Genomic DNA, 21,987 nt, shown 5'->3' with positions numbered 1-21,987 from the left:
ATGCAACACGACGCGTTTAGGCTGCGCGCTCCAAACCGACACGTCTTGCGCGGTCGAGAACGCCCATGAACGTTGCGAACTGGCTGTCGGGGTTCATTTGCCGCCGCTCCGAAAACTGACGTGCTGTCGCTGACAGCCGCTTGTACTCGGCCTCATCGCTCCACAGCCGCCTGATCGTTGCGACCCAGTCGGCGAGCGGGGCGTCGTAGTCCAGTACCACGCCGCCGGCGCCGATCGCTTCCGGCAGACCGCCGCGGCGCGAGCCGACCACGGGAATGCCACTACAATGCGCTTCCGAGGCCACCCGGCCCCAGGCTTCTTCCCATTTGCTGGGCGCAAGCAGGATTTTCGTGCGGCCGTAGACCGTCTTCATGTCGCTGGTGCGGCTTTCCAGCTTGACGTTCTGGAGGGGAGATATTGTTGCTTCGATCCGGGCTCGATGATCGTCGTCGAGCTTCCAGCTTTCGACGAACAGGAACGGGATCTCGGGACAGGCGGCGGCAATGCGCACCGCAAGATCGAAGCCTTTTTCCTCATATGGATTGATGAGCGTGACAAATTCACCGGTCGTCGGTGTGCTGTAGAACGCGGGATTGATGGTCGGCGGAATAACCGTCGAATCGATATCGAATTTTGCCTTATAGGCGCGCGCGGTGAACTCGGAGTTGGCGATATAGACCGCCGAATGGAGCTCACGCAGATCGCCGGCCAATTCGTCGAATTCGACATTCCTCAGATAGACGGTCAGCGGCACGCCAAGCCTCTGCAGCTCTCTGCCGATCGGCACCGAATTGTGGCACTGCACGACCGCGACATCCGGCCTCAACTTTTTGACGGCGAAGCCGGCCGCTTCCCAGGGAAACCACGCCCGTACAACCGGATAGCCCGGGAAATTGTCGATGACCGCGCGCTGACGAAGGAGCTTCATCTTGGCGCGCGCCCTGAAGCCGAACATGCCGTCGCCGAACAGCGCTGCCAGAACGGATGCCTCGTGACCGTTTTCGCGCAATTGCTCGACCAGGTGGTGGGTGCTCGACTGGACGCCCCCGCTGAATTGCGGCGTGTAGCCGGTGCCGCCTGCAAACAGAACTTTCATGAACCTGGCTCCGCGTTGTGCCGCCCTGCCTTCACGCCGCCATCCTGCCGATCGAGAAATACTCGATGCCGTGACGGGCGATGACCTTGGGATCATAGAGGTTGCGACCATCGAAGATGACCGGCGTGGTCAGAGCATCCTTCACCGCGTCGAAGGACGGGGCGCGGAAACTCTTCCACTCGGTGGCGATCAGCAACGCGTCGGCGCCGCGCAACGCCGCCTCCTTGGTGCCGCACAACAAAAGGTCGTCGCGCAGGCCGTAGATGGCCTGGCATTCCTGCATAGCCTCGGGATCGTAGGCCTGCACATTGGCGCCGGCCTGCCACAGCGCCTCCATCAGGACGCGCGCCGGCGCCTCGCGCATGTCGTCGGTGTTGGGCTTGAAGGCGAGGCCCCAGAGCGCGAAGGTCTTGCCCTTGAGACTGCCCTTGAAATAACGGTGCACCTTGTCGAACAGCACCGACTTCTGGGCATTGTTGCGCTCCTCCACGGCGCGCAGCAGCTTGGCGTCGAATTTGACACCTTCGGCGGTCTTGATCAGCGCGCGGACATCCTTGGGGAAGCACGAACCGCCATAGCCGAGGCCGGGATAGATGAAGTGATAGCCGATGCGTGGATCCGAGCCGATGCCCTTGCGCACCTCCTCGATGTCGGCGCCGAGTTGCTCGGCCAGATTGGCCATCTCGTTCATGAAGGAGATCTTGGTCGCCAACATGCAGTTGGCGGCGTATTTCGTGAATTCGGCGCTGCGCACGTCCATCACGATCATCTTCTCGTGGTTGCGGTTGAACGGCGCGTAGAGCTCGCGCATCACCGCCTCGGTGTCCTCGCTGTTGGTGCCGACAATGATGCGGTCAGGCTTCATGCAGTCGGCGACGGCGGAACCTTCCTTGAGGAACTCAGGATTGGAAGCGACGTCGAAAGCCAGGTCCTGGCGCCCGCGCGCCTTCAGCGTCTCGGCGATTTTGGCCTTCACCTTTTCGCAGGTGCCGACCGGCACGGTCGACTTGCCGACGACGATCTTGGGACTGTCCATCTCGCGGCCGATGGTCTCGGCCACCGCCAGCACATATTTGAGGTCGGCCGAACCGTCCTCGCCGGGTGGCGTGCCGACCGCAATCATCTGGATCTCGCCATGCTTGACGCCGGCGGCGGCATCGGTGGTGAACTTGATGCGGCCGGCGGCGTGGTTCTCCTTGACCAGGGCCTCCAGTCCCGGTTCGAAAATCGGCACCAGGCCCTGGTTGAGCCGCTCGACCTTCTTTTCATCGACATCGACGCACACCACCTGGTGCCCGACCTCCGCCAGCACCGCGGCCTGCACGAGACCGACATAGCCAATTCCAAAGACCGTCAAATTCATTCGGGTTAATTCCTGTTCACGCCCTTTGGCCTTATATGGCCGGGCCGGTTCAGATCTACTTTATGCTGCTTACACTGCATGCCAGCGATTCCGGAAACTGGCACGGCTGGCCGAGCGCGGTGAAGGCCACGCGCTGCACCTGCATCGTCACCTGGCGGCCGGGGTCCGAAAAGGCGCCCATCCAGTTTTTCAGCGTGTCGCTGCCCCAGAGGCTGAAGAATATCTTCTGCGAGTGGGTCGGCAATTGCTCGGGATTGGTCACTTCCTGGACCAGCTTGCCGTTGACGTACCAGCGCAGCCGGTCCTTTTCCCAGATAAAGGCATAGTCGTTGAAGCCCTTGTCGGCGCCGCCTTCGACCTCGGCCAGCTTCTCGTTCTTGGGCTTGCCGGCGATGTAGCTGTTGACCTGCACCTTGGATGTATCCTTGGTCAGCACCTCGAAGTCGATCTCATACCAGGGCTGTTTGTCGGCAGGGCCGATATAGGTGAAGAAAGCGGCGTTGAGACCGGATCCGGTGTCGGTCTTCATCCGTGCTTCATAGGTCCCATAGCCGAAGCGCTGCTTGGTCTGGATCTCGGCGCAGGCGAACTCGCGGTCCTTCAGTTTGCGCTTTTCGAAGCCGAGCGTCAGCATGTTGTCGGAAAGTTTTACCAGGCTTTTCGACCAGGTGCAGTTCTGGTGATTGCCGTTCGACCAGCCGTCGGAGACATACCAGCGCGAACGATCGAAACTCTTGAAATCGTCGACGAAGGACGGTGCGCTTTGCATCTCCGGGGAGGCGTCCTGGGCGCGGGAGGGGTGCGCGGCGCCGAGCAGAGCTGCGGCTGCCGCCAACAGAAGCGCACCAACCGATAGAAGACGCGGTGGGAATACAAGACGCATTGGCCGATTTGGCCGCGTCGAAATCATGGCATCGATTGCCGCCATGGGCGTCGTCTTCGGATCTGCGTTCATATCAATTCACCTTTGTGCTGTTCCGCCCCAACCCAAAGTCACCGATTGGCCCACATTGCTAACGGGCCGATCCCGATCCTCCGTCCCCGAACTTTCTCTTCTGTGTCTCGTGTGACCGTGTTCAGCCGAAGCGACCTGCGGATTCGACATATTCGCCGTGCGAATCAAAACCATGGCCATTCTCGCCGACGATCGCGTCGAGCGAATGACGCAGCTCCTTCATCCGGCTCGTCTGGCGCACCAGCTCGGCGATGCGCTGTTCGCAGTTCAGGATGGACTTCGTCAACTCGCCGACTTCCGACAGCTTGCTTGCCGACGCCGAGCCGTTCTCCATCGACTCGACCAGGAAGGCCGCGTTGGTGGACTTCGACCGGTAGCGGGCCTCCAGCCCGGTCTTTTCGGCCGCAATCTCGGCCGTGATCTGATCCAACAGCTTTGCCAGACGGTCGAAACGCGCCAGATCGGTCTGCTTGTCCCGCGCTGGGTCCCTGGACCTGAAGCTGAAAATTGAAGCCATTCCGTTGGCCTTCCAAAATTGCTGCACCGCAACATACAGTGCCATCGTCGGGGCGTGTAGGCAACCTCCGAGTTTCAGAAAGGCAATTTTTTCAGCCTTGCGGCCGCCGTCCCGGACTTGGCGGAGCCTACTTTTGCGCCGCCGTGTTGGTAGCGGCCATGAGGAAGCGCAAGGGCGGCACCGGCTGCTGCCGCGGGGACAGACCGGCGTGGCGAAACAACGCATCGAGCTTGTCGGCGGCCACGCCGACAACGATAGGAATGAGGTTCGACTGGCTGGCCAGCGCATAGGCGGCGGCAGACGCCATGCCGCGCTCGGCCTTCACATCGAGGAAATTGCGCAGCCGGTATTTGTCACGCACATGCCGCTCGTGCTTGCGCAGCAGGGCCTTGGAGCCTTCCGGCAGGCTGTCGATCTCGAGCAGTGCCAGATCCGCATCGGCGAGGCGCTTCAGATCCTGTGTCTTGTGGCGCCCGCTCAACGAATCGGCGCGCACGATCGCGCCATAGCCGCAGGAACGGATGACCTTGAAGCGTGCGCCAAGGGCAAAGGCGCGGGCGTACAGTTCATAGTCTTCGCCGAGACGCAGGTTCTCGTCGTAACGCAGCCCATGCCTGTCGAGGAAAGCTCTTGATATCACCGGCTTGAGAAAGCCGAGTTCGCCGCGCTGGACACGCCGTCTGGAGATGTTGCCCTCGATGAACCGCTCGAAGTCGAGGAATTCCGGGTCCGCCGAAAAGGACGGGGCGACGATCTTAGAGACGTCGGTCGCCGTATCGTCACGGATCAGCATGATGTTGTCGGCGGCGAAATCCCAGTCGGTGCTGGCAAACAGCTGGCGAAACCGTCCCTGAAGGAAGAAATCGTCGGCGTCGAGAATGCTGATGAAAGGCGATTTCGACCCGGCAATGGCGGCATTGCGGGCGAAGGACGGGCCGCGATTGACGTCGAGCCGGATGACCGAAAGCCGACCGCTGCCATCGTCGGCAGCGCTGGCCACTTTTGCGGTGTCGTCGGTGGAGGCGTCGTCGACGACAACGACTTCCGCCACCTCCGGCTCGCGCAGCGCCGAGGCGATGGCTGCGGGAATGGTCCGGGCCGCGTTGCGCGCCGCGATGATCACGCAGACCCGGGATTCTGTCATGGACATAGGATGGCCTTTCGATTGCGTAAAGTGTCGCGAGGCCCCTCGCCCTCCCGGCGCGCGGCGCCGGACCCCGATCCATCCTCCCATGATCCATCCCCAGCGGATCGGGACGGAACGTTTTCTGCCTGCTGCATGACGACCCTCATCGTCACCGGCTTTCCCGCTCGAAAATCCGCCGGCTGAGGTCGGCTGACGCGGCCCAGCCGGCCTCGGTCAGATAGCGGACAGGTTCGCGGCCGCACAATTCCCACAAAACGGTGCGCCGTTGCGGCCATCTGAGCGACGACAGCCACGGCGCGATGACCATGTGGAACAGGTCTTCATTGCCGATGCGTGACAGGATCCTGGTGGCCCGATCCGACAGCAGCGTGCCGGCGCCACCAAGCAGCACATCGGCGACGCGCAGGCCCAGCAGCAGGGTGTCGGCCAGCCCCTGCTCGGCCGCGTAGTCGAGCACAGTCTGCTGCTCGGCCTCGCTCAGCCGACTGGCAGCGGCCCGGATATCGCAGACATAGCCCGCGCATGGCTCGCGGTTGAACAGCGCCTTTGCGACACTGATGCAGGACAGAAGCAAAGTGTCGGAGGCCGAGATGAACGGCACGCTGGAGCCGGCGATCGCAAGCGCGCGCTTGCGGCGCAGGAACCCTTCCGTATCGCGCGGGCTGGGCGATCCCGGCTGCTGGAGCCGGTAATGGAGATCGACGGTGGACAATTTCCGACCTTGGCTGCGAACCATGTGCTGCTCGCCCAGAAAGCGCACCCACCAGACGGAGCGGGACTTGCCGGCGACCTCGTAGCCGATCGAGCGCAGCGCATCGCGAGCTCTAAAGAAGCCGACCGGCGACACCAATATGTCGACATCTCCGGACGGCTTCATGAAATGGTCGCCATAGAGCAGTTGCTGCTGGAGGGGCCCCTTCAGGAACACGAAATCGATGCCGCTGCCGCGCAGCGCCTTGTCGATGGCCATCGAATCCATGATGCCGGACGAGTTCATCGCAATCGTGCGCCGGCGATAAGTGTCGAGCCACTCGAGCAATCCCGGCGGCGTCTCGCCCGCCGGTGGGCGCGACAGCGCCTTCAGAATGAAGGTGGCGACCTTGTTCAGCCTGGCGATGTCGCAAACATCGGCAACGGAGATGGCCGGTGCAGGCGCGGTGCTGGGGCTCGCCCCGGAGGCGAAGAACAGCCGCAGGCACGCCTGCACATAGGCCATTTCGTCGGCGCAGCCAGCGGCGCGCAACCTTTCGAAGGTCCCTTCCTGCAAGGCCATCTGCTGCAGCATCTCCGCAAAAAATTCGCCAGGCGCGTTATATTGCAAGTGCGAAGCAAAGCATCGCCAAATTCATGCGCCGCGTCCAGTTTTTCCTTTGGCGCCAATTTCCTGCAACCTGAACGTTTCGCAACACAGTCCTAGATGCAAGGCGCCGCCTGATCGGGGCTTGTGACGGGTACGTCAGCAACAATTTTGTGGGAATGCGCCAGCGCCCAAGTGAGGAGCATTCGAAGAAAAATTTAACGCAATTAGATCAGACAATTAGTTGGTAGCCTCGGACACTCTGCTGAATTCTCCTGGGATGTGAAAATGCAAAGCGCTTTGATCACCATTGAAGGGAGTCGCAACCGAGAATTGATTAACGGCTGGTAAATCAGGCTTGACTCATAAATGCTGCCATGCAGCTATTGCGGTGCAGCAATAGCTCGCTGCCGGCAATCGACAGGCCGCTTCCAGTCCACAAGTGGAGAGTAAATTGGAACAGAATGTTGAAAAGCATGAGTACGAAACCCCTAGCCTGACGGTCCACGGCTCGATCGAGACCATCACGCAAGGCGGTAGCGGTACTACGGCACTCGACGCCTCGTTTCCGGCACATACGCCGGTCGGCGAACTCACCTTCTCCTGAGTCTTCTCTCGTTGGGGTGACAAAGTCCGGACTCTGCAAACAGAGCGCACTAAGGAGAGTCGGGGGTCAAACCCCGGCTCTCGCGCCTTTTTCCGGACTTGCCGAAGCGTTGGTGTTGTGAGTGAGGTTTAGGAATGGACTGGAACCCCTCGGACCATGATCGGGTGAGCGCGAGCGAGGATGCCGTGGCCTGCGAATTTGGCAACGGCCTGGCGCTGCTCGATATGAGGTCCAACATCTATTACAGCCTGAACAGCGTCGGCGCCTATATCTGGGAGCTGATCCAGGAGCCGCGGCCGATTTCCGAAATCCGCAGCGCCGTGCTGGATCGCTACAATGTCGATCCGGAACGCTGCAAGGCCGATGTCGATGGATTGTTGAAGGGCTTGGCGGACGCCGGGCTTGCGAGGCTCCATGATGAGGAACTTGTCTAGAGCTTTCTCACTGAGCGGGCCGGAGATGCTCTTTCTCGCCCATTGCCTTGCGGTGGTCGTGGCGGTGCGGCTGGGGCTGACGCTGCTTTCCTACAACAAAGTGCGCCGCATGGTGACCCGGCTCGACGCGCGCGAACCAGCCGACATCGGCGATCTCAGGCGTGTCGCCTGGGGCGTGGCTGCGGCTGCCCGCCTGGTGCCTGGCGCAAGCTGTCTGACCCAAGCGCTTTCCGGCCAATATTTGCTTGCCCGCCAGGGCAACGCCTCAAAAATCCGCATCGGCATCGAGCGCGATACCGGCACCGAGTTGAAGGCGCACGCCTGGCTGGTCAGCGGCGACCACATCGTGCTCGGCGGCTCGCTTGGCGGGTTTAACCATCTCGTCGACCACGGCCATTGAGCGATGAGCGGCGTCGCCGGAATTCTGCTGAGGCAGGAAGGCAGGCAGGCCGCCGCGGCCGGCATCCAGCGCATGCTTGCCCGCATGCAACATCGCGCGCCTGACGGCAGTTCGTGGTGGATGGACGAGGGCGTCGTTCTTGGCCACGCCTGGCTCAACACCACCGCTGAAGCCGGCCCCGGCCCGCTGACCATGGCCGGCGGCAAGCTCGCGATCACCGCGGACTGCCGGCTGGACAATCGCGACGAATTGCTGGCCAGGCTCGGCATCCGGGACAATTCGGTTGCCGACGCCGTGCTTGTGATGCGCGCCTATCTGCGCTGGGGCGAAGCCTGTCCCGAACATCTGCAGGGCGACTTCGCCTTTGCCATCTGGGACGCCGAGCGCCGGCAGCTGTTTTGCGTGCGCGATCATTTCGGCGTCAAACCCTTCTATTACCATTCGAGCGACCGGCGTTTCGTCTTTGCTTCCGAGATCGGGCCGATCCTCGATGTCGGCGGCGTCGACATGCGCATCAGCGAACACCAGATTTCGGGATTCCTGGCCGGGCTGCCCGATAATCCGCAGTCGACAGCCTATGCCGATATCTTCCGCCTGCCGGCGCGCCACAGTCTGACAGTGACCGGCAACCAGGTGGTGCTGCGCCGCTACTGGCAGATCGAACCCTCGCCAAGGCCGATGCGATCGGATACGGCCGAGGAATTCCGGCATCTGTTTTCGCAATCGGTCCGCAACCGTATGCGCGGCACGCCTGCGGTCGGTGCTATGCTGAGCGGAGGGCTCGATTCCTCGTCGATCGCCTGCGTGGCGGGCCTGCAGAATGCCGCGCAGCGAAAGCCGAGGCTGCCGACCTTCTCGCTGATGTTCGAAAAGGGTTCGCCGATGGACGAGCGGCCTTTCATCGAGGCAGTGCTTGGACAGGAGAAGGTCGACGGCACTTTGATTTCCGTCGGCAACTATGCGCCCTTCGCCGAATTCGAACGCATTCTGGAGGAGCAGGAAGAAACGTTCCTAGCGCCCGGCCTGTCGCTGACCCGCGACATCTACAGGACCGCCGGCGCCAAGGGCATGAGGGTGCTGCTGGACGGCCATGGCGGCGACGAGGTGGTTTCGCAGGGCCACGGCCATCTGCACGAACTCGCCTATGCCGGCAAATGGATGGAGCTGTGGCGTGAGCTGCGCAGCGCTTCCAACACTTATGGCGACGGCATGCTCGGCCTTTACTACAAGTTCCTGACCCTCTACGGGCCTGCCTGGCGCGTCGCGAAAATCATGCGGTTCGCGAACCGCGCAATCAACAAGCTGCGGCGCCATCCCGCCGGGCGCCCAGCGACCAGCTGGCGCGGGCTGATCAATCCGGACCTGGCGATGCGCACGGACCTCGTCGAGCGCTTTCGCCGGGCCGGCTACATGTCGCCCGCGGTCAGCGCCAGCGAGACCTTGACCCATCGCTGGCTGCTGTCGAACGGCATGGTGCCGCACGCCTTCGAGGTACTCGACAAGGCGGCGGCGAATTTCGGCGTCGAGCCGCGCTACCCCTTCTGGGACAAGCCGCTGGTCGAGTTCTGTCTGGCGCTGCCCGGCGCGGAAAAGCTGAACCAGGGCTTTGGCCGCTCGGTGCTGCGCCGCGCCATGGAAGGTATCCTGCCGCCGGCAGTGCAGTGGCGGCGCGACAAGATCGATTTCACCTCCAATTTGGTCAAAGGCATGCTCGGCAATCACCGCGATCTCCTGGACAAGGTGCTGGTGAAAGATGCGGCGCGGATCGCCCCTTACGTCAACCTGCCTGAGGTGACCGCCGCCTATGGCCGCATTTCCAGCCAACCCGAGGCCGCGACCTTGCCCGATGTCCAGTATGTATGGCGTTCGATTTCGCTATCGTTGTGGCTGCGGCAGGTGCAACAGCGCGGGAGCCACTGATGATGCCGGCCAACATGCCTCTTGCCGCTGATGACCGCCATGCAATTGCTGCTCGCGCACAGCACTTCTACAAAGCCTATGGGCTGACGATCGCTTCTCAGGTCGAACTGCCTGAGCTAGAGCCGAGCGAACCAGCTTGCGTCGATGTGCTGATCACGGTCGGCCCGATCGACCTGCCAAAACCCTCGCCCGAGACCGGAACCGCTTTCGGTTTCGAGGCGCGGCAGCAATATTTGGCATGGCAGACGGTCGGCGCCTTCCTGATCACCGATGCCTGCCGGATCGAGGTGGAGCCGGCGCCCGATGTCGACGATGCGCTGCTGGCGTTTCCGCTGCTCGGTCCGGTCATGGCACTGCTCCTGCACCAGCGCGGCCTGCTCATCCTGCACGCCAGCGCCATTGCCGTCGGCGGCAAGAGCGCTGTTTTCATGGGCGACAAGGGCGCCGGGAAATCGACGACCGCGAGCGCGATGATCCGCGCCGGCCATCGCTTGCTGACCGACGATGTCGTGGCGCTCGATCTCACGGACCGGCCGATGATCGTTCCGGGTTTTCCGCAGTTGAAGCTCGCCGCTGATGCCGCCGCCGCGTTTCCCATCCGCCAGGCAGAAATACGCCCGCAGGTGCATGCGGCGATCGACAAGATGCAGCATCGCCTGCACGCCGGATTTGCGGCAGACGCGGTGCCGGCGACCCGGATCTATATCCTCGAGCGCAGCGACAAGGCAGCGATCACGCCGCTGCCAGGCATCGGCGCCCTGCCGGCAATCATCAAATTTTCCTATGTGACGCGTTTCGGCCGTCCAGCCCTGGTCGGCGATTTTGCCACGACACATCTTCGCCAATGCGCCGCCCTGGCCAGCCAGATCGGCGTCTGTCGCCTCGAAGTGCCCACCGGGCTCGACCGTATCGGCGAAGCCGTCGCCCTGATCGAAAACGATCTGGCGGCCGACAAAGGGCCGCGGTGACTGACATGTCCGCATCGCAGATCCTGCGCTTTTCGTTTTACCGCGATGTCGCCGGCTTCGGCGCCGCCATGGCCCGGATCGGCGGGCGCAGGACCTTCACGGCATTGCTGTTCCTGATCCTGGGAAGCCTGACCGAAGGCATCTCGATCCTGCTTCTGGTGCCGCTGCTGCATCTGGTCGGGCGACCCGAGCAGAATTTCGCGGTCAGGTTGCCTGACCGCGACTGGGTGCGCTGGCTGGCTCCGGACGGAACGCTGCAATTGACCACGGTGCTTTGCCTGCTGGTCGGGCTTGTCGCGCTGCAGGCAGCGTTCAACCGCTATAAATCCGTCTACATGGCGCGACTGCTGCTCGACTTCATCAATCGCCTGCGCATGAACCTGTTCGAGAGCATCGGCAAGGCGCGGTGGGGGATATTCGCGCGCATGCGCAGCTCCGATCTCGACCATGCGCTGACCGGCGATATCGACCGCGTGCAGTCGGCGGCGTTCTCGCTGCTGATGCTGGTGCAGATCGCCGTGCTTCTGGCGGGTTATCTCGTTGTCTCGCTGTTCATTTCGCCAGTGATGACGGCGTTTGCCATTGTCGTCGGCATCGTCACCTTCCTGGCACTGCAGCCGTTTCGGGCACGAGCCAGCGCCTTCGGCCGGGTCTTGACCAGCAATCGCCAGGAGCAGTACCGAACGGTCTCGGAGTTCCTCGGCGGCATCAAGGTGGCCAAGAGCCTGAATGTCGAGGCGACCTATTACGCGCAGCTTCGCGCGACGCTGGAGAAGATGAAGGCCGACAACATCAACTATGTGCGCAACAGCACCATCGGCACCGCGCTGTTCCAGGTCGCCAGCGTCATTGGTCTGAGCCTGTTCATCTATGTCGCCCTGGTCCGCTTCAACCTCTCACTGGCCGAGATCGTAGTCTTGCTTCTGGTGTTCATGCGCATCGCGCCGCGTTTCATGGACATGCAGATGCAGGCGCAGCAGGTGCTGATCAATCTGCCGGCCTATGCCTCGATGCGCGACATGCAGGCGCGTTTCGATGCCGAAAGCGAGCCGGCAAACCTCGAATCGGATGCCAAGCTGTCGCTCGATGTCGGGCTCAACATCCGCAACGTCTCCTTTGCCTATGAGGCCGGCGGCAAGCCGGTGGTGAGCGATGTGACGTTTGGCCTTCCCGCCGGCAAGGTAACGGCGCTGATCGGTCCGTCAGGCTCGGGCAAGAGCACGCTTGCCGACATGCTGCTTGGCCTGCTCGAACCGAGCGAGGGCAAAATCCTGGCCGATGGCGTCGAGATCGGCGCCGCCAACCGCCGGCGCTGGCGCGACCAGGTGGCGTATGTGCCGCAAGACGTGTTCCTGCTGCACGATACGATCGCCGCCAATCTGCGCCTTGCCGCGCCGCAAGCCAGTGACGCGGAGCTGTGGACTGCACTGCGCGCTGCGCATGGCGCCGACTTCGTCGAGCGGCTGGAGTTGCGGCTCGACACGGTGGTCGGCGACCGCGGCGTCCGGCTCTCGGGCGGCGAACGCCAGCGCATCGCGCTGGCGCGCGCGCTGCTGCGCAAACCTTCGCTGCTCATTCTCGACGAGGCGACCAGCGCGCTCGACTGGCAGAACCAGTCCCTGATCGCCAAATCGATCGACGGCTTGCGCGGATCGATGACGATCCTGACCATTGCGCACAGGCCATCGATGATCGCCTTCGCCGACTGGGTGGTTGCAGTCGAAAACGGACGAATCGTCGAAGTGGGGCAATATCAGAGGTTGAAAGCGAAGGCCGGCAGCCGCCTGTCGAAAATGCTTTCAGGCGAGCAATCGGAACCCGAGCCGGCCGAAGCAGGCTGAGTCCGGCTGCAAGATGATCCGAGGCCGACCTTGCGGCTTCAGACTGTTCAATGCACGCTGCGCCTCGCCGAGAGCTTCTCGCCTTCAACCGCCTTGTCGGCGCCGAGGCTTCTTTCGGCGTCGCGAGCCCTGTCGGCCGATGTCGGCGCGCTCCTGGCGATCATCACATACACCAGCAGGAAATAACCGATTTGGATGAGGACAGCGCAGCCGATGACGCGAAGCACCGTTGTGGTGACCGTCGCGCCGTCGACATAGGACCACGCGACCACGATCGCGAGGGCGAAAACCATTCCAATGACGAATTTTGGTAATGACATGTTCGGCGGCCCGTCAACCGGCCCGAGCATGCAAAAGCGATGACTTACCCACCCGAGTATCTCCCCATTCGCCATGCGAGCTTATTTAGCTGCTCTTTTTCGGCCGGTTGCTTCCGGCCTTCCCAACCCATCCAGACTCTATCAGGAATAATTTGCGACTCTATTAAGGCGCGAAACTGACGGCAAGGGCAACCAGCAATAATTTTCGGCTTGGCGGCGGCTTGGACTCCGCCATGCTGCGATGCACACGCAGGGGTGGTGGCCTAACTCGTCATGCGCTTTATACTACAGTAGAATCTGCAATGTTGATTAGTATTTTACTTGATTAATTTAGCAAAGCCAGTGATTCGAAAATCAGTTAAAGCCGTTCCCTCTGCGGCAAAGGACGATTTGCCCAAAACCCGCCGAAAAAAGGCATTACATTTCCTACGGTTGCTAATTATTCGTCACAAACCCGCCATAAAGGGCAAAATTTGGGCAAGGAGGGTTTATTAATTAGTCAATTCCTGACGTGACTATTTCAGCCATATGGGAAATTGTGTGTTGCGCTGCAGCATTTTTTTGGTATCGTGGCATAAACCATCCGTTCAACGTATGGAGCTTTTGCATGAGGGACGTTGCCAAGTCGGCTAATGCGGCATTTTCGCATGTCGGCGTAGATTTTCCGCCACCCATCGGCGGGCTGCTGAAGCGCAGTTTCGATATTTTCGGTTCACTTGTCGGCCTGGTGGCGCTTAGCCCGCTGTTCCTGATGGTGGCCCTTCTGGTCAAGCTTTCCGACGGCGGCTCGATCTTCTACGGCCACAAGCGCATCGGACGCGGTGGGCGGATTTTCCCCTGCCTCAAGTTCCGCACCATGGTCGAAGACGGCGAACGTGTGCTGGCCGCCTATCTCGCGGCCAATCCGGAAGCCAACGCCGAATGGATCGCGACCCGCAAGCTGAAGAACGATCCGCGCGTCACCCGCGTCGGCGCCGTTCTGCGCAAGCTCAGCCTCGACGAGCTGCCGCAGATCATCAACATCCTGCAGGGCGACATGAGCCTTGTCGGGCCTCGCCCGGTGGTGCGCGACGAGCTTGAGATCTACGGCAGCGCCGCGGTCTATTATTTGAAGTCGCGGCCGGGCCTGACCGGGCTTTGGCAGGTCAGCGGACGCAACGATGTCTCCTATGACAGTCGCGTCGCGTTCGACCGTCACTATGTCGAGAACTGGTCGCTGTTCGAAGACGTTCGCATCATCCTCAAGACCGTGCCCGCGGTGTGGATGTCGCGCGGTTCCTACTGACCGACCGCAACTGGTCAGCAATCGGGCCGGTACGGCCCGAAGCCAATCCGGTCCAAAGCTATTCGGTGATGGGCCGGTCTCGCATTGCAGCCATAGTGTTCTGCCAGGTTCCGAAGGAGGCACTCGGCAGCAGGCCTATCGGGCGGATGGGGCCAAAACGGATCGGAAACGTTCAGTTGAAAACAGACATATCAGCGTATTTTCGCCTTGCCGGCCCGATGCGGCCGGCACGGCTCGTCGCCACGTGCCTCGCTCTGTCGCTCGCGGTTCCGGCCATGGCCGACGAGTACCGGCTCGGCTCGCAAGACAAGCTCAACATCCGCGTCGCCGAGTGGCAGACGGTGGAAGGCACGTTCCGTGACTGGTCGGCGGTAAACGGCGAATATTCGGTCGGTCCAGCCGGCAATTTGTCGGTGCCGTTCGTCGGCGAACTGCCGGCCGCCGGCAAGACCACGTCGGAGGTTGCGGCCGCGATCAGCGTCGCCCTGCAGCGCAAGCTTGCCTTGTCGGACAAGCCGGAAGCCTCGGTGGAAATGGTGCAGTTCCGGCCGTTCTACATCTCGGGCGAGATCCAGACGCCTGGCCAGTTTCCCTATGTGCCGGAGCTGACCGTGCTCAAGGCGATCAGCATCGCCGGCGGCATCCGGCGCAACGCCGATTTCGGCACCCAGCTCGGCAAGGACCTGATCACCGCCAAGGGCAATTTCGACATTTATGACGACCAGCGCGTGCGGTTGATCGTCAAGCGTGCCCGCATCGATGCCGATCTCGCCGGCAAGGAGAGTTTCGAGGCGCCTAAGGAAGTCGAGGGCGACCCGCGCCTGGCGACAATCGTCTCCGACGAAATGCAGATCCTGATCTCCGACCAGAAAGCGTTGAAGCTGAAGCTGCAGGCGCTTGACGATCTGAAAGGGGTCCTGCAGTCCGAAATCGAGGCGCTGCAGAAAAAGATCGTCAACCAGCAAAAGCAGGTCGACCTGGCGCAGCAGCAGGCGGACAGTATCGGTCCGCTGGCGCAAAAGGGCCTGGTCGCCAACGCACGCCTGCTTTCCTCGCAACAGTCGGTCACCGATCTGCAGGGCAAGATCCTGGACTATGAGACGGCGATCCTCACCGCCAAGCAGTCGGTCAGCAAGGCGACGCAGGATGCCATCGATGCCCAGAACACGTTGAACTCGAGACTTGCCGCCGACCGGCAGCAGGTCGAAGCAGACCTCAACGAAGCCGCACTCAGGGTCAACATGCAACAGGGCCTGATGGCCCAGGCATCGGACCCGGCCACGACCGCCGCCATGACAAACAGCAATGAAGAGCCGGCGCTCATCTATTCGCTGGTGCGCGTGACCGACGGCAAGACCAGCGAGATAGACGCCAAGGAAGATACACCGGTGCTGCCGGGCGACGTCATCAAGGTGAAGCTGGCGCCGACGGCCAGCCAGTAAGTTCCTGTCTCGCTCAGCTAGACCGGAACGACGGAGGGGCGGGAGGAACCAGTTCGGCTCGTTCGCGCCAGGGTGCGGGCGGGAACTTCCGTTTTTCGACCGCTTGAAGGCATTCCATGCAGCCCGCCGCACCGCGCCACGTCTACCTCAATCTCGATGCCATCCGCGGCGTCGCGGCGATCAGCGTCATGCTCTACCACTTCTCGCCGTTCCTGGCCGCCGGCAAGGTGCTGCCGTCGAGCTATCTGGCGGTCGACCTGTTCTTCCTGCTCAGCGGCTTCGTCATCGCGCATGCCTATGACCGCAAGATCGAAAACGGCATGGGCTTCGGCACGTTCCTGGCGATCCGCCTGATACGCCTCTACCCGCTCTACCTCGCCGGCACGCTGCTCGGTTTCTTCTATCTCATCGTCAAGAACCGGCTGATTCCGGCGGAATACATGCCGATCTCCGAGATCGGCACCATGCTGACGACCGGCATGTTCTTCATCCCGCTGGTCAGCGATGCCTATCACACGATCTTTCCGCTCAACCCCGCGTCGTGGTCGCTGTTCTTCGAGCTGATCGTCAACATAGCCTATGTCGCCGTCTTCTTCCTGCTGACGAAACGCGTGCTGAGCACGCTCATTGCCGTCAGTCTGGTGTTGCTGGTGGTCGTCTCTATCATTGCCGGCACCCTCGACTTCGGCATGACCGGATCGACCATCATCAGCGGCCTGCCGCGCGTCTGTTTCTCGTTCTTCCTGGGCGTGCTGCTTTGCCGGTCCATGACACGCTATCAAAGCGGGCTCGGCTTTCTGCGGCGCGGCTGGTGGATAGAGGCCGCGATCGCACTGACGCTCGTCGTCTTTGCCATCGCGCCGGCCGGCGGCGCGCGCGTCGCCTACGATCTCGCCTGCGTCGTCTTTGTTTTCCCGGCGCTGGTGGTGGTCGGCACTATTGCGCCGACGGCGCCGCGCCTGTCAGGCCTCTATGGCTGGCTGGGGCGGATTTCCTACCCGATCTACATCATCCACACGCCGCTGCTGATGATCATCGCCGGGGCGGGCAAGGCCGCAGCGATCGACCCGTTCGCGCATCATCCCTGGTTCGGCATCGTCATGGCGGTTTCCGTCATCGTCATCGCCGACATCGCCACGCGCCTCTATGACGAGCCGTTGCGCCGCTTCCTGCAGCGGCTGATGCTGCGCAAGCGCGCCGTCGCGTGAGATAAGCAAGTCAGACGCGCGCCGGCATGCGGCCGTTGGCGGTGTTCTCGTCCGGCACCGGAACATAGGCCCGCCTTGCCCTGGCGAGCGGCACCGGGCGCAGCTTGAACAGGCCGTAATAGACGATGAACGAGGCCATGAAATAGGGGCCGAGGATCTCGACCTCGAAGAAGGAGCGGATCAGCATCATGCCGACCGCGCCGGCGAGCACCACTGAATCGGCGCTCCAGTCACCGAACACCACCTTCGAAACATGGCCCCAGAAGGAGCGCAGGATGATCAGCGCCAGCATCGTCACGCCGATGAAGCCGAGCTCGACCAGCGTCTCGATATAGGTGTTGTGGAAATGGAAGCCGGTGCGGGTGGAGATGTAGAACTCGGCCCAGAGCCGTTCCGGATCGGCAAAACCCTGGATCCAGTAGGCGGCATAGCCATAACCGAGCACCGGACGCTGCTGCGCGGCGGCCCAGCCCTGTTCCCAGAGATAGGTGCGGCCGGTCAGCGTCGAATCCTTGCCGAAGATGCCGAGCACGACATCGAGCAGGCCAAGGTTCAGCGCAGCCATCACACCGCCGACCAGCGCGGTAGCGCCGACGACGAACAGCACGCGGCGGTAGCGGCGTGACAGAACCTTGCTCATGGCAAGCAAGGCAACGACACCGATCACCGCCGGAAGCGAAGCGACCGACGTCGCCGAGTGGGCGATCGCCAGCATATAGACCGACAGCAGGATGATCGGCGCGGTCCAGACGAAGCTCATCCAGTTGCGCCGGTAGAAGGCCAGAAAAGCGAAGCAGAAGAAGATGCCGAGCGAGGCGAAGAAGCCGATCTGGTTCTTGGAGCCGAAGGCGCCGACGAAATTGGTGGTGCCGTCGATAGTGTCGAGCGCATAGGCGCCAACCTTCAGCGAATACAGCAGCACGATGAAGATGCCGATCAGCGAGCCCAGCACCAGCGTGCGCGTGCTGATGGTGCGCGCCGCGATGTAGGCGCACAGCATGTGGGAGAAATATTGCAGCCCCGCCCGCGCGCTGGTGCCCGCCGCTTGTGACCAGAACAGCGACAGGCAGACATAGGCCGCAAACAGCAGCGGCAGCCAGGCGCTGGAGAGATCGCGGGCGAAACGCCGGTAATCGACGAACAGCAGCGGCAGCCATACCAGATAGTAGGCGAGGATCAGGATCTGGCCGAAATTGGTGGAGTAGGCGAAGGCAAAGACCGACACCGCAACGGCGAAGGCGGCATAGGCCTTGTTGTTGTCCGGATCGATCAGAATGGCTTTCGGGATCTTCATATCCGTACCGGATTTCTCATGCTGCCGCCTTTCGGCTGGGCTGAAGCGCCCATGGTCGGCTTTTCTGCGTCATGCGCGATCGCCGGAACCTGCCCTTGCCGGACCCCGATCAGCGGGCATCCATTGTGCAGTGCACAATATAACCTCTATCGCCTGTCACTCAATGGTAAATTTGCCGCGAGGGGTAAAGTTGCGCAGGCAGGGCCAAAGCGACCATGCAACCGACAAATGGCGTTAATGCGGCTCGCTCGTTCGAAAATTCAAACTGTGGCCGCTACCACAGCGCTCCGCCGGTGACCTGGATGTTTTCCATGGTGATGCCCTTGGCCAGATCCGAGCACAGGAACACGGCTAGAGCCGCGATTTCCTGCGGCTGCAGCATGCGCTCCTGGGGATTGCCCTTGGCGATCTCGGCCATCGCTTCCTCGGCGGTTCTGCCCTTGCCCTCACGCTCGACGACCTGCGCCACGTTGCGGCGCATCAGTTCGGTCTCGACCCAGGTCGGGCTGATCATGACGCAAGTGACACCGTGCGCGGCGCCTTCCAGCGCCACGCAGCGGGTAAGGCCGAGCAGCCCGGCCTTCGAGGCGCAGTAGGCCGGGTTGTCCTTCCAGCCGACGGAAGCCGCTGTCGAGCCGATGTTGACGATACGGCCCCAGCCGCGCTCGATCATGCCGGGCAGCACAGCTCGGGTGACGCGGAACGCTCCGCTCAGATTGGTGTCGACGATCTTGTCCCACAGTGCGTCGGAATGGCCGCAGACCGGCTGTTCGGCGGTGGTGCCCGCGGCATTGACCAGTATGTCTCCCGGGCCGATGGCGGCTTGTGCGTCAGCCGCAAACCGGTTGGTCACATCGCTGTCGCGGACATCGAGATGGGCGGCATAAACCCTGGTGCCGTGTGCCGACAGGGCCAACCGCACGCGCTCGATTTCATCGGCGCCGGGATAGTAGGCGGCGTCGGTTCTGTCGGCGCCGGCGGGGGCGATGTAGGAGCCGACCGCTACATTTGCGCCGGCCTGCGCCAACGCCGTCGCAATGGCGAAGCCCATGCCGGAAAACCCGCCGGTGACGATCGCACTGCGGCCGGAAAGGTCTGTCATGGGCAGTGAATCTCCGATGCCGACGTTTGATGCCATAGTCTTAGACCCAGCCCGGTGACGAGCGCTACCTTGCCTGCAGCGCTGGTCACCACGTCGCTAAAGCGGTTTGCCCAGCCACTCGCGATAGAAGCCTTCGAGATCGGGTTCGAAATCATGCACGATCGGATAGCCGGGTGCTGCCGCCTCGACCTCGTGCATGGTGCCGCATTGCGGGCAGATGAATTCGCGGATTTCCATCCATTGCGGATCGGGGATATCGCTGTTGGGATAGATCTCGCGCAGCGCTGCCTCGGTGTTGCGCACGTTGATCGCGGCCTTGAGCTTCCAGTTCTTGCGGTAGTCGCCGAAGGAGTGGCCGCATTCGCAACGGGTGATGCGCTCGTCGCCGCTCTGGCAGATGAACAGGTGATCCGAGACCGGCAGCAGGATCGGGTCCTTCCAGGTGACACGGTCCTGATAGACGGCGAGCATCTTGAAGAAGCGGTCGTCGTCCTTGTAGGCGCTCATGATGCGCTTTGTCTGAGGCCAGGGGAGCTTGCCGGCTGAGAGATCGCCGAGGACTTCCTTGCTGTATGAGGTCATGGCTTTGCTCCCGGCATGAAGATCGATCTGGCGTCGACGGTCCAGAAATCGCTGAAATCCCTGGTGAAGCGCGACGACAGCTTGATCGCGCTGGCATACATTTTCTTCACCTCGGGCGCGAAGTCGGCCTTCTCGACACGGCCGTGTTCGGCAGCGATCCAGTCGGAAACCGGGATCGCCTTGGCCAGACGCTCTCTGCGCATGGCGGCACGACGTTCGACGGTGGCGTCGATATCGGCAACCGGATAACCCTCGGCGTCGTCCTTCAGCACGATGCCGAAAATCTGGATCGCCGCCTGGCGGGTGAGAAAACCGTTCTCGACATCCCAGGCGGTCTTGACCGGATCGCGCTCCAGCACGTCGCCGTAACCGCCGCCACCATTGTAGGAATGGCTGAAGATGTCCCCCGACTTGTGCGGCGAGGTGATGTAGGGGCCTTCGACCACGGCATGGTCGCCGCCGATGTTCTTCTCGTAGTCGGAGACATGCGGATCGATACCTGGGGCATGCGCGAGCGGTTCGCCTTTTGCCGCCAGTTCATGGATGTTGGAATTGCGTACCGCGCGATGCTTCTGGCAGGTCGGCGCGGGATAGCCGCCACACATGCCGCCATTGTCGAATACCCGCGAGGAGTGTTCCGAGGTGTGCAGTCGCAGGTGCGAGGTCTTGTTGATCAGCCAGGTCGAGACGAAGGAACAGCCGCCGCGATATTTGCCGGCGCCCCCTGAATTGGGGACGATCGAGCGGCCGATATAGACCATCGGCATCGATTGTTCCCAGACCTCGATGTTGCCCATGTCGGATTCCGGATTCCAGCCGACATAGGCGGTGTCGAGGCCATCGGCGATGGCCAGCGCGCCGGAGCCGGCGGCGGCGCATTCGAAATGCGCCATGCCGAACGGCGTACCGTACTGGCTTTCGCCGCCCATCTCGATCATCGGGCTGTTGACCTGGCCAACGAAGGCCTCCTCGACGAAGCCGCGCGCGACGAAGCCGCGCGACAAAAGGCGCTGGAACACGCCATAGGCCGGCAGCAGCAGCGCCCAGGATGTGGCGGTCGCCACCATCTCATTGTCGGGGTTGGTCCAGGTGCCGTGCGGCAGCTTCAGCTCGGTCGCCATCCAGGCGCCGTCATTGACCAGGCCCTCGAAATTCATGTGCTGGGTCAAGGTGACGAACATGCCGCCATCCATGCCGGCCGGCGTGCAGTTCATCGAATGGTAGCCCCAGGGCTGCGTGCCCTCGAAGTCCATGGTGATCTTGCCGTCGGTGGTGATCTCCATCTCGATCGGGATGTTGTAGAGCCAGTCGGGATCGCCAAGCAGCTGGAAGCCGGGCTTGCCCGCCGTGACATGGCCGTAGAAGGTGTGGCCACGATAAATGCCGGGCACGGTGAGCTGGCGGGTGCGGGCGAGCTGGGCGCGACGGCCCTCCTCGATGAACTCCTTCGACACCTTCATCCAGTAGTCGAGGCCGATCTCGGAGATCAGCTGCTTGACGCTTTCGCGCATGTCGATGCAGGAGGCGACCTTGGCCTTCTCGTCGAGCACCCAGTAGATCGGCATGCGTAGATTGCGCTCGCAGCGGATGACGTGGTCGCGGCGGATCTCGTCATTCTCGCCGATCTTCTCGGCGCAGACGAACAGGCCTTCGGTGAAGCGCTCCTGCGCCAAGCAGACGTCGCCGCCGGGCGTGATGCCGCCGGCTTCGAGCTCGTGGCAGACCGCACCGGCCCAGCCGACCAGCGTGCCTTGATGGAAGATCGGCACCACGTCCATGACGTCGGGCACCTGCACGGTGCCGATGAAGGCATCGTTGTTGGCAAAGATGTCGCCTTCGCGGATCTTCGGGTTTTCCTCGTAATTGTTCTTGATCATCCATTTGATGAAGCGGCTCATCGTGTGGACGTGGACCATGATGCCGTTGGACAGCGCGATCGCATCGCCCTCGGGCGTATAGATCGCCACCACCATTTCGCCGACTTCGCGCACGCCGGGCGAGGCCGAGATGCGGCGGGCCATTTCGCGGGCCGAGACGCAATAGGCGCGCAGCTTGGTGTGCAGCGTCTCGAATTTCAGCGGGTCCTGGTTGCGCAAGGTGAGCTCGGTGATGCCGTCATAGCAGCCGGTCTCTTCCATCAGCCGTTCTGAATCGAGCAATCGTTCGCGAAGGCGCAGGGCCGAGGCAGGTTTGTCCAACATGGCGGTGC

The 21,987-nt window shown here is 62.2% G+C and carries 20 protein-coding genes; 9 read left to right on the top strand and 11 right to left on the bottom strand.

Annotated elements, in window-relative coordinates; all coding sequences use genetic code 11:
* Window positions 1-16: 16 nt before the first annotated feature.
* From NLY44_RS25290 to NLY44_RS25265, 6 genes are all read right to left on the bottom strand, one after another.
* Window positions 17-1,096, bottom strand: a complete 1,080-nt coding sequence (locus NLY44_RS25290) for a glycosyltransferase (RefSeq protein ID WP_023702333.1) — start codon at window positions 1,094-1,096, stop codon at window positions 17-19.
* A 31-nt stretch (window positions 1,097-1,127) separates the two neighbouring features.
* Window positions 1,128-2,459, bottom strand: coding sequence for a UDP-glucose dehydrogenase family protein (locus NLY44_RS25285; protein ID WP_023755600.1), 1,332 nt, complete (start codon window positions 2,457-2,459; stop codon window positions 1,128-1,130).
* Between the two features lie 55 nt (window positions 2,460-2,514).
* Window positions 2,515-3,414 (bottom strand): endo-1,3-1,4-beta-glycanase ExoK, encoded by a 900-nt coding sequence (gene exoK / locus NLY44_RS25280; RefSeq protein WP_023806161.1) that lies wholly within the window; start codon window positions 3,412-3,414, stop codon window positions 2,515-2,517.
* 121 nt (window positions 3,415-3,535) lie between these two features.
* The gene (locus tag NLY44_RS25275; RefSeq protein WP_023806162.1) at window positions 3,536-3,931 is read right to left on the bottom strand and encodes a hypothetical protein; all 396 of its coding nucleotides are present in this window, start codon (window positions 3,929-3,931) and stop codon (window positions 3,536-3,538) included.
* A gap of 127 nt (window positions 3,932-4,058) precedes the next feature.
* The gene (locus NLY44_RS25270) at window positions 4,059-5,081 is read right to left on the bottom strand and encodes a glycosyltransferase family 2 protein (protein ID WP_023806163.1); all 1,023 of its coding nucleotides are present in this window, start codon (window positions 5,079-5,081) and stop codon (window positions 4,059-4,061) included.
* Between the two features lie 145 nt (window positions 5,082-5,226).
* Window positions 5,227-6,351, bottom strand: coding sequence for a nucleotidyltransferase family protein (locus NLY44_RS25265; protein WP_023806164.1), 1,125 nt, complete (start codon window positions 6,349-6,351; stop codon window positions 5,227-5,229).
* Window positions 6,352-6,829: 478 nt separating this feature from the next.
* On the opposite strand from NLY44_RS25265, the gene NLY44_RS25260 reads away from it, so the two are divergent.
* The 6 genes from NLY44_RS25260 (at window position 6,830) to NLY44_RS25235 (ending at window position 12,545) form a co-directional block, all read left to right on the top strand.
* Window positions 6,830-6,982, top strand: coding sequence for a lasso RiPP family leader peptide-containing protein (locus tag NLY44_RS25260; RefSeq protein ID WP_023684233.1), 153 nt, complete (start codon window positions 6,830-6,832; stop codon window positions 6,980-6,982).
* Window positions 6,983-7,116: 134 nt separating this feature from the next.
* Window positions 7,117-7,416, top strand: coding sequence for a PqqD family protein (locus tag NLY44_RS25255; RefSeq protein ID WP_023806165.1), 300 nt, complete (start codon window positions 7,117-7,119; stop codon window positions 7,414-7,416).
* A 25-nt stretch (window positions 7,417-7,441) separates the two neighbouring features.
* Window positions 7,442-7,816 carry a lasso peptide biosynthesis B2 protein gene (locus NLY44_RS25250; protein WP_245263854.1) on the top strand — a complete coding sequence of 125 codons (375 nt, stop codon included), beginning with the start codon at window positions 7,442-7,444 and terminating at the stop codon, window positions 7,814-7,816.
* 3 nt (window positions 7,817-7,819) lie between these two features.
* Window positions 7,820-9,736: a lasso peptide isopeptide bond-forming cyclase gene (locus NLY44_RS25245; RefSeq protein WP_023806167.1), complete on the top strand. Its 1,917-nt coding sequence runs from the start codon at window positions 7,820-7,822 to the stop codon at window positions 9,734-9,736.
* Window positions 9,736-10,704: a phosphoenolpyruvate carboxykinase (ATP) gene (locus NLY44_RS25240; protein ID WP_023806168.1), complete on the top strand. Its 969-nt coding sequence runs from the start codon at window positions 9,736-9,738 to the stop codon at window positions 10,702-10,704. Before NLY44_RS25245 ends, NLY44_RS25240 begins: the two co-directional genes overlap by 1 nt.
* A 5-nt stretch (window positions 10,705-10,709) precedes the next feature.
* Window positions 10,710-12,545, top strand: coding sequence for an ABC transporter ATP-binding protein (locus tag NLY44_RS25235; protein WP_023703578.1), 1,836 nt, complete (start codon window positions 10,710-10,712; stop codon window positions 12,543-12,545).
* Window positions 12,546-12,592: 47 nt separating this feature from the next.
* Here NLY44_RS25235 and NLY44_RS25230 read toward each other — a convergent pair whose 3' ends face one another.
* Window positions 12,593-12,865, bottom strand: coding sequence for an exopolysaccharide production repressor protein (locus tag NLY44_RS25230; protein ID WP_023668815.1), 273 nt, complete (start codon window positions 12,863-12,865; stop codon window positions 12,593-12,595).
* Between the two features lie 607 nt (window positions 12,866-13,472).
* On the opposite strand from NLY44_RS25230, the gene NLY44_RS25225 reads away from it, so the two are divergent.
* The 3 genes from NLY44_RS25225 (at window position 13,473) to NLY44_RS25215 (ending at window position 16,800) form a co-directional block, all read left to right on the top strand.
* Window positions 13,473-14,150, top strand: a complete 678-nt coding sequence (locus NLY44_RS25225) for a sugar transferase (RefSeq protein ID WP_023668816.1) — start codon at window positions 13,473-13,475, stop codon at window positions 14,148-14,150.
* Between the two features lie 218 nt (window positions 14,151-14,368).
* Window positions 14,369-15,592 (top strand): polysaccharide biosynthesis/export family protein, encoded by a 1,224-nt coding sequence (locus tag NLY44_RS25220; RefSeq protein WP_032905183.1) that lies wholly within the window; start codon window positions 14,369-14,371, stop codon window positions 15,590-15,592.
* A gap of 116 nt (window positions 15,593-15,708) precedes the next feature.
* Window positions 15,709-16,800, top strand: a complete 1,092-nt coding sequence (locus NLY44_RS25215; RefSeq protein ID WP_023806170.1) for an acyltransferase family protein — start codon at window positions 15,709-15,711, stop codon at window positions 16,798-16,800.
* Window positions 16,801-16,810: 10 nt separating this feature from the next.
* Here NLY44_RS25215 and NLY44_RS25210 read toward each other — a convergent pair whose 3' ends face one another.
* The 4 genes from NLY44_RS25210 to NLY44_RS25195 all read right to left on the bottom strand — a co-directional run bounded on the left by NLY44_RS25210 (window position 16,811) and on the right by NLY44_RS25195 (window position 21,979).
* Window positions 16,811-18,094 (bottom strand): O-antigen ligase family protein, encoded by a 1,284-nt coding sequence (locus tag NLY44_RS25210; RefSeq protein WP_023806171.1) that lies wholly within the window; start codon window positions 18,092-18,094, stop codon window positions 16,811-16,813.
* A gap of 274 nt (window positions 18,095-18,368) precedes the next feature.
* Entirely contained in the window at window positions 18,369-19,196 is an 828-nt protein-coding gene (locus NLY44_RS25205; protein ID WP_023806172.1) for an SDR family NAD(P)-dependent oxidoreductase, read from the bottom strand.
* A gap of 96 nt (window positions 19,197-19,292) precedes the next feature.
* Window positions 19,293-19,778: an acetone carboxylase subunit gamma gene (locus NLY44_RS25200; protein ID WP_023729650.1), complete on the bottom strand. Its 486-nt coding sequence runs from the start codon at window positions 19,776-19,778 to the stop codon at window positions 19,293-19,295.
* Window positions 19,775-21,979, bottom strand: coding sequence for a hydantoinase B/oxoprolinase family protein (locus NLY44_RS25195; protein WP_023806173.1), 2,205 nt, complete (start codon window positions 21,977-21,979; stop codon window positions 19,775-19,777). Before NLY44_RS25195 ends, NLY44_RS25200 begins: the two co-directional genes overlap by 4 nt.
* Window positions 21,980-21,987: the final 8 nt, after the last annotated feature.

Origin of the sequence: Mesorhizobium sp. C089B (assembly GCF_030323125.1) — a bacterium.
Taxonomy (GTDB): domain Bacteria; phylum Pseudomonadota; class Alphaproteobacteria; order Rhizobiales; family Rhizobiaceae; genus Mesorhizobium.
Note: the sequence above shows the minus strand (reverse complement) of the source record. Positions and strands in the feature narration are given on the sequence as shown.

Coding starts and splice junctions, on each gene's coding strand:
- NLY44_RS25255 (WP_023806165.1), top strand. CDS start 7,117: ATGGACTGGAACCCCTCGGACCATGATCGGGTGAGCGCGAGCGAGGAT.
- NLY44_RS25230 (WP_023668815.1), bottom strand. CDS start 12,865: ATGTCATTACCAAAATTCGTCATTGGAATGGTTTTCGCCCTCGCGATC.
- NLY44_RS25205 (WP_023806172.1), bottom strand. CDS start 19,196: ATGACAGACCTTTCCGGCCGCAGTGCGATCGTCACCGGCGGGTTTTCC.
- NLY44_RS25285 (WP_023755600.1), bottom strand. CDS start 2,459: ATGAATTTGACGGTCTTTGGAATTGGCTATGTCGGTCTCGTGCAGGCC.
- NLY44_RS25210 (WP_023806171.1), bottom strand. CDS start 18,094: ATGAAGATCCCGAAAGCCATTCTGATCGATCCGGACAACAACAAGGCC.
- NLY44_RS25235 (WP_023703578.1), top strand. CDS start 10,710: ATGTCCGCATCGCAGATCCTGCGCTTTTCGTTTTACCGCGATGTCGCC.
- NLY44_RS25275 (WP_023806162.1), bottom strand. CDS start 3,931: ATGGCTTCAATTTTCAGCTTCAGGTCCAGGGACCCAGCGCGGGACAAG.
- NLY44_RS25200 (WP_023729650.1), bottom strand. CDS start 19,778: ATGACCTCATACAGCAAGGAAGTCCTCGGCGATCTCTCAGCCGGCAAG.
- NLY44_RS25290 (WP_023702333.1), bottom strand. CDS start 1,096: ATGAAAGTTCTGTTTGCAGGCGGCACCGGCTACACGCCGCAATTCAGC.
- NLY44_RS25215 (WP_023806170.1), top strand. CDS start 15,709: ATGCAGCCCGCCGCACCGCGCCACGTCTACCTCAATCTCGATGCCATC.
- NLY44_RS25225 (WP_023668816.1), top strand. CDS start 13,473: ATGAGGGACGTTGCCAAGTCGGCTAATGCGGCATTTTCGCATGTCGGC.
- exoK (WP_023806161.1), bottom strand. CDS start 3,414: ATGAACGCAGATCCGAAGACGACGCCCATGGCGGCAATCGATGCCATG.
- NLY44_RS25250 (WP_245263854.1), top strand. CDS start 7,442: ATGCTCTTTCTCGCCCATTGCCTTGCGGTGGTCGTGGCGGTGCGGCTG.
- NLY44_RS25265 (WP_023806164.1), bottom strand. CDS start 6,351: ATGGCCTTGCAGGAAGGGACCTTCGAAAGGTTGCGCGCCGCTGGCTGC.
- NLY44_RS25220 (WP_032905183.1), top strand. CDS start 14,369: ATGCGGCCGGCACGGCTCGTCGCCACGTGCCTCGCTCTGTCGCTCGCG.
- NLY44_RS25245 (WP_023806167.1), top strand. CDS start 7,820: ATGAGCGGCGTCGCCGGAATTCTGCTGAGGCAGGAAGGCAGGCAGGCC.
- NLY44_RS25270 (WP_023806163.1), bottom strand. CDS start 5,081: ATGTCCATGACAGAATCCCGGGTCTGCGTGATCATCGCGGCGCGCAAC.
- NLY44_RS25240 (WP_023806168.1), top strand. CDS start 9,736: ATGATGCCGGCCAACATGCCTCTTGCCGCTGATGACCGCCATGCAATT.
- NLY44_RS25195 (WP_023806173.1), bottom strand. CDS start 21,979: ATGTTGGACAAACCTGCCTCGGCCCTGCGCCTTCGCGAACGATTGCTC.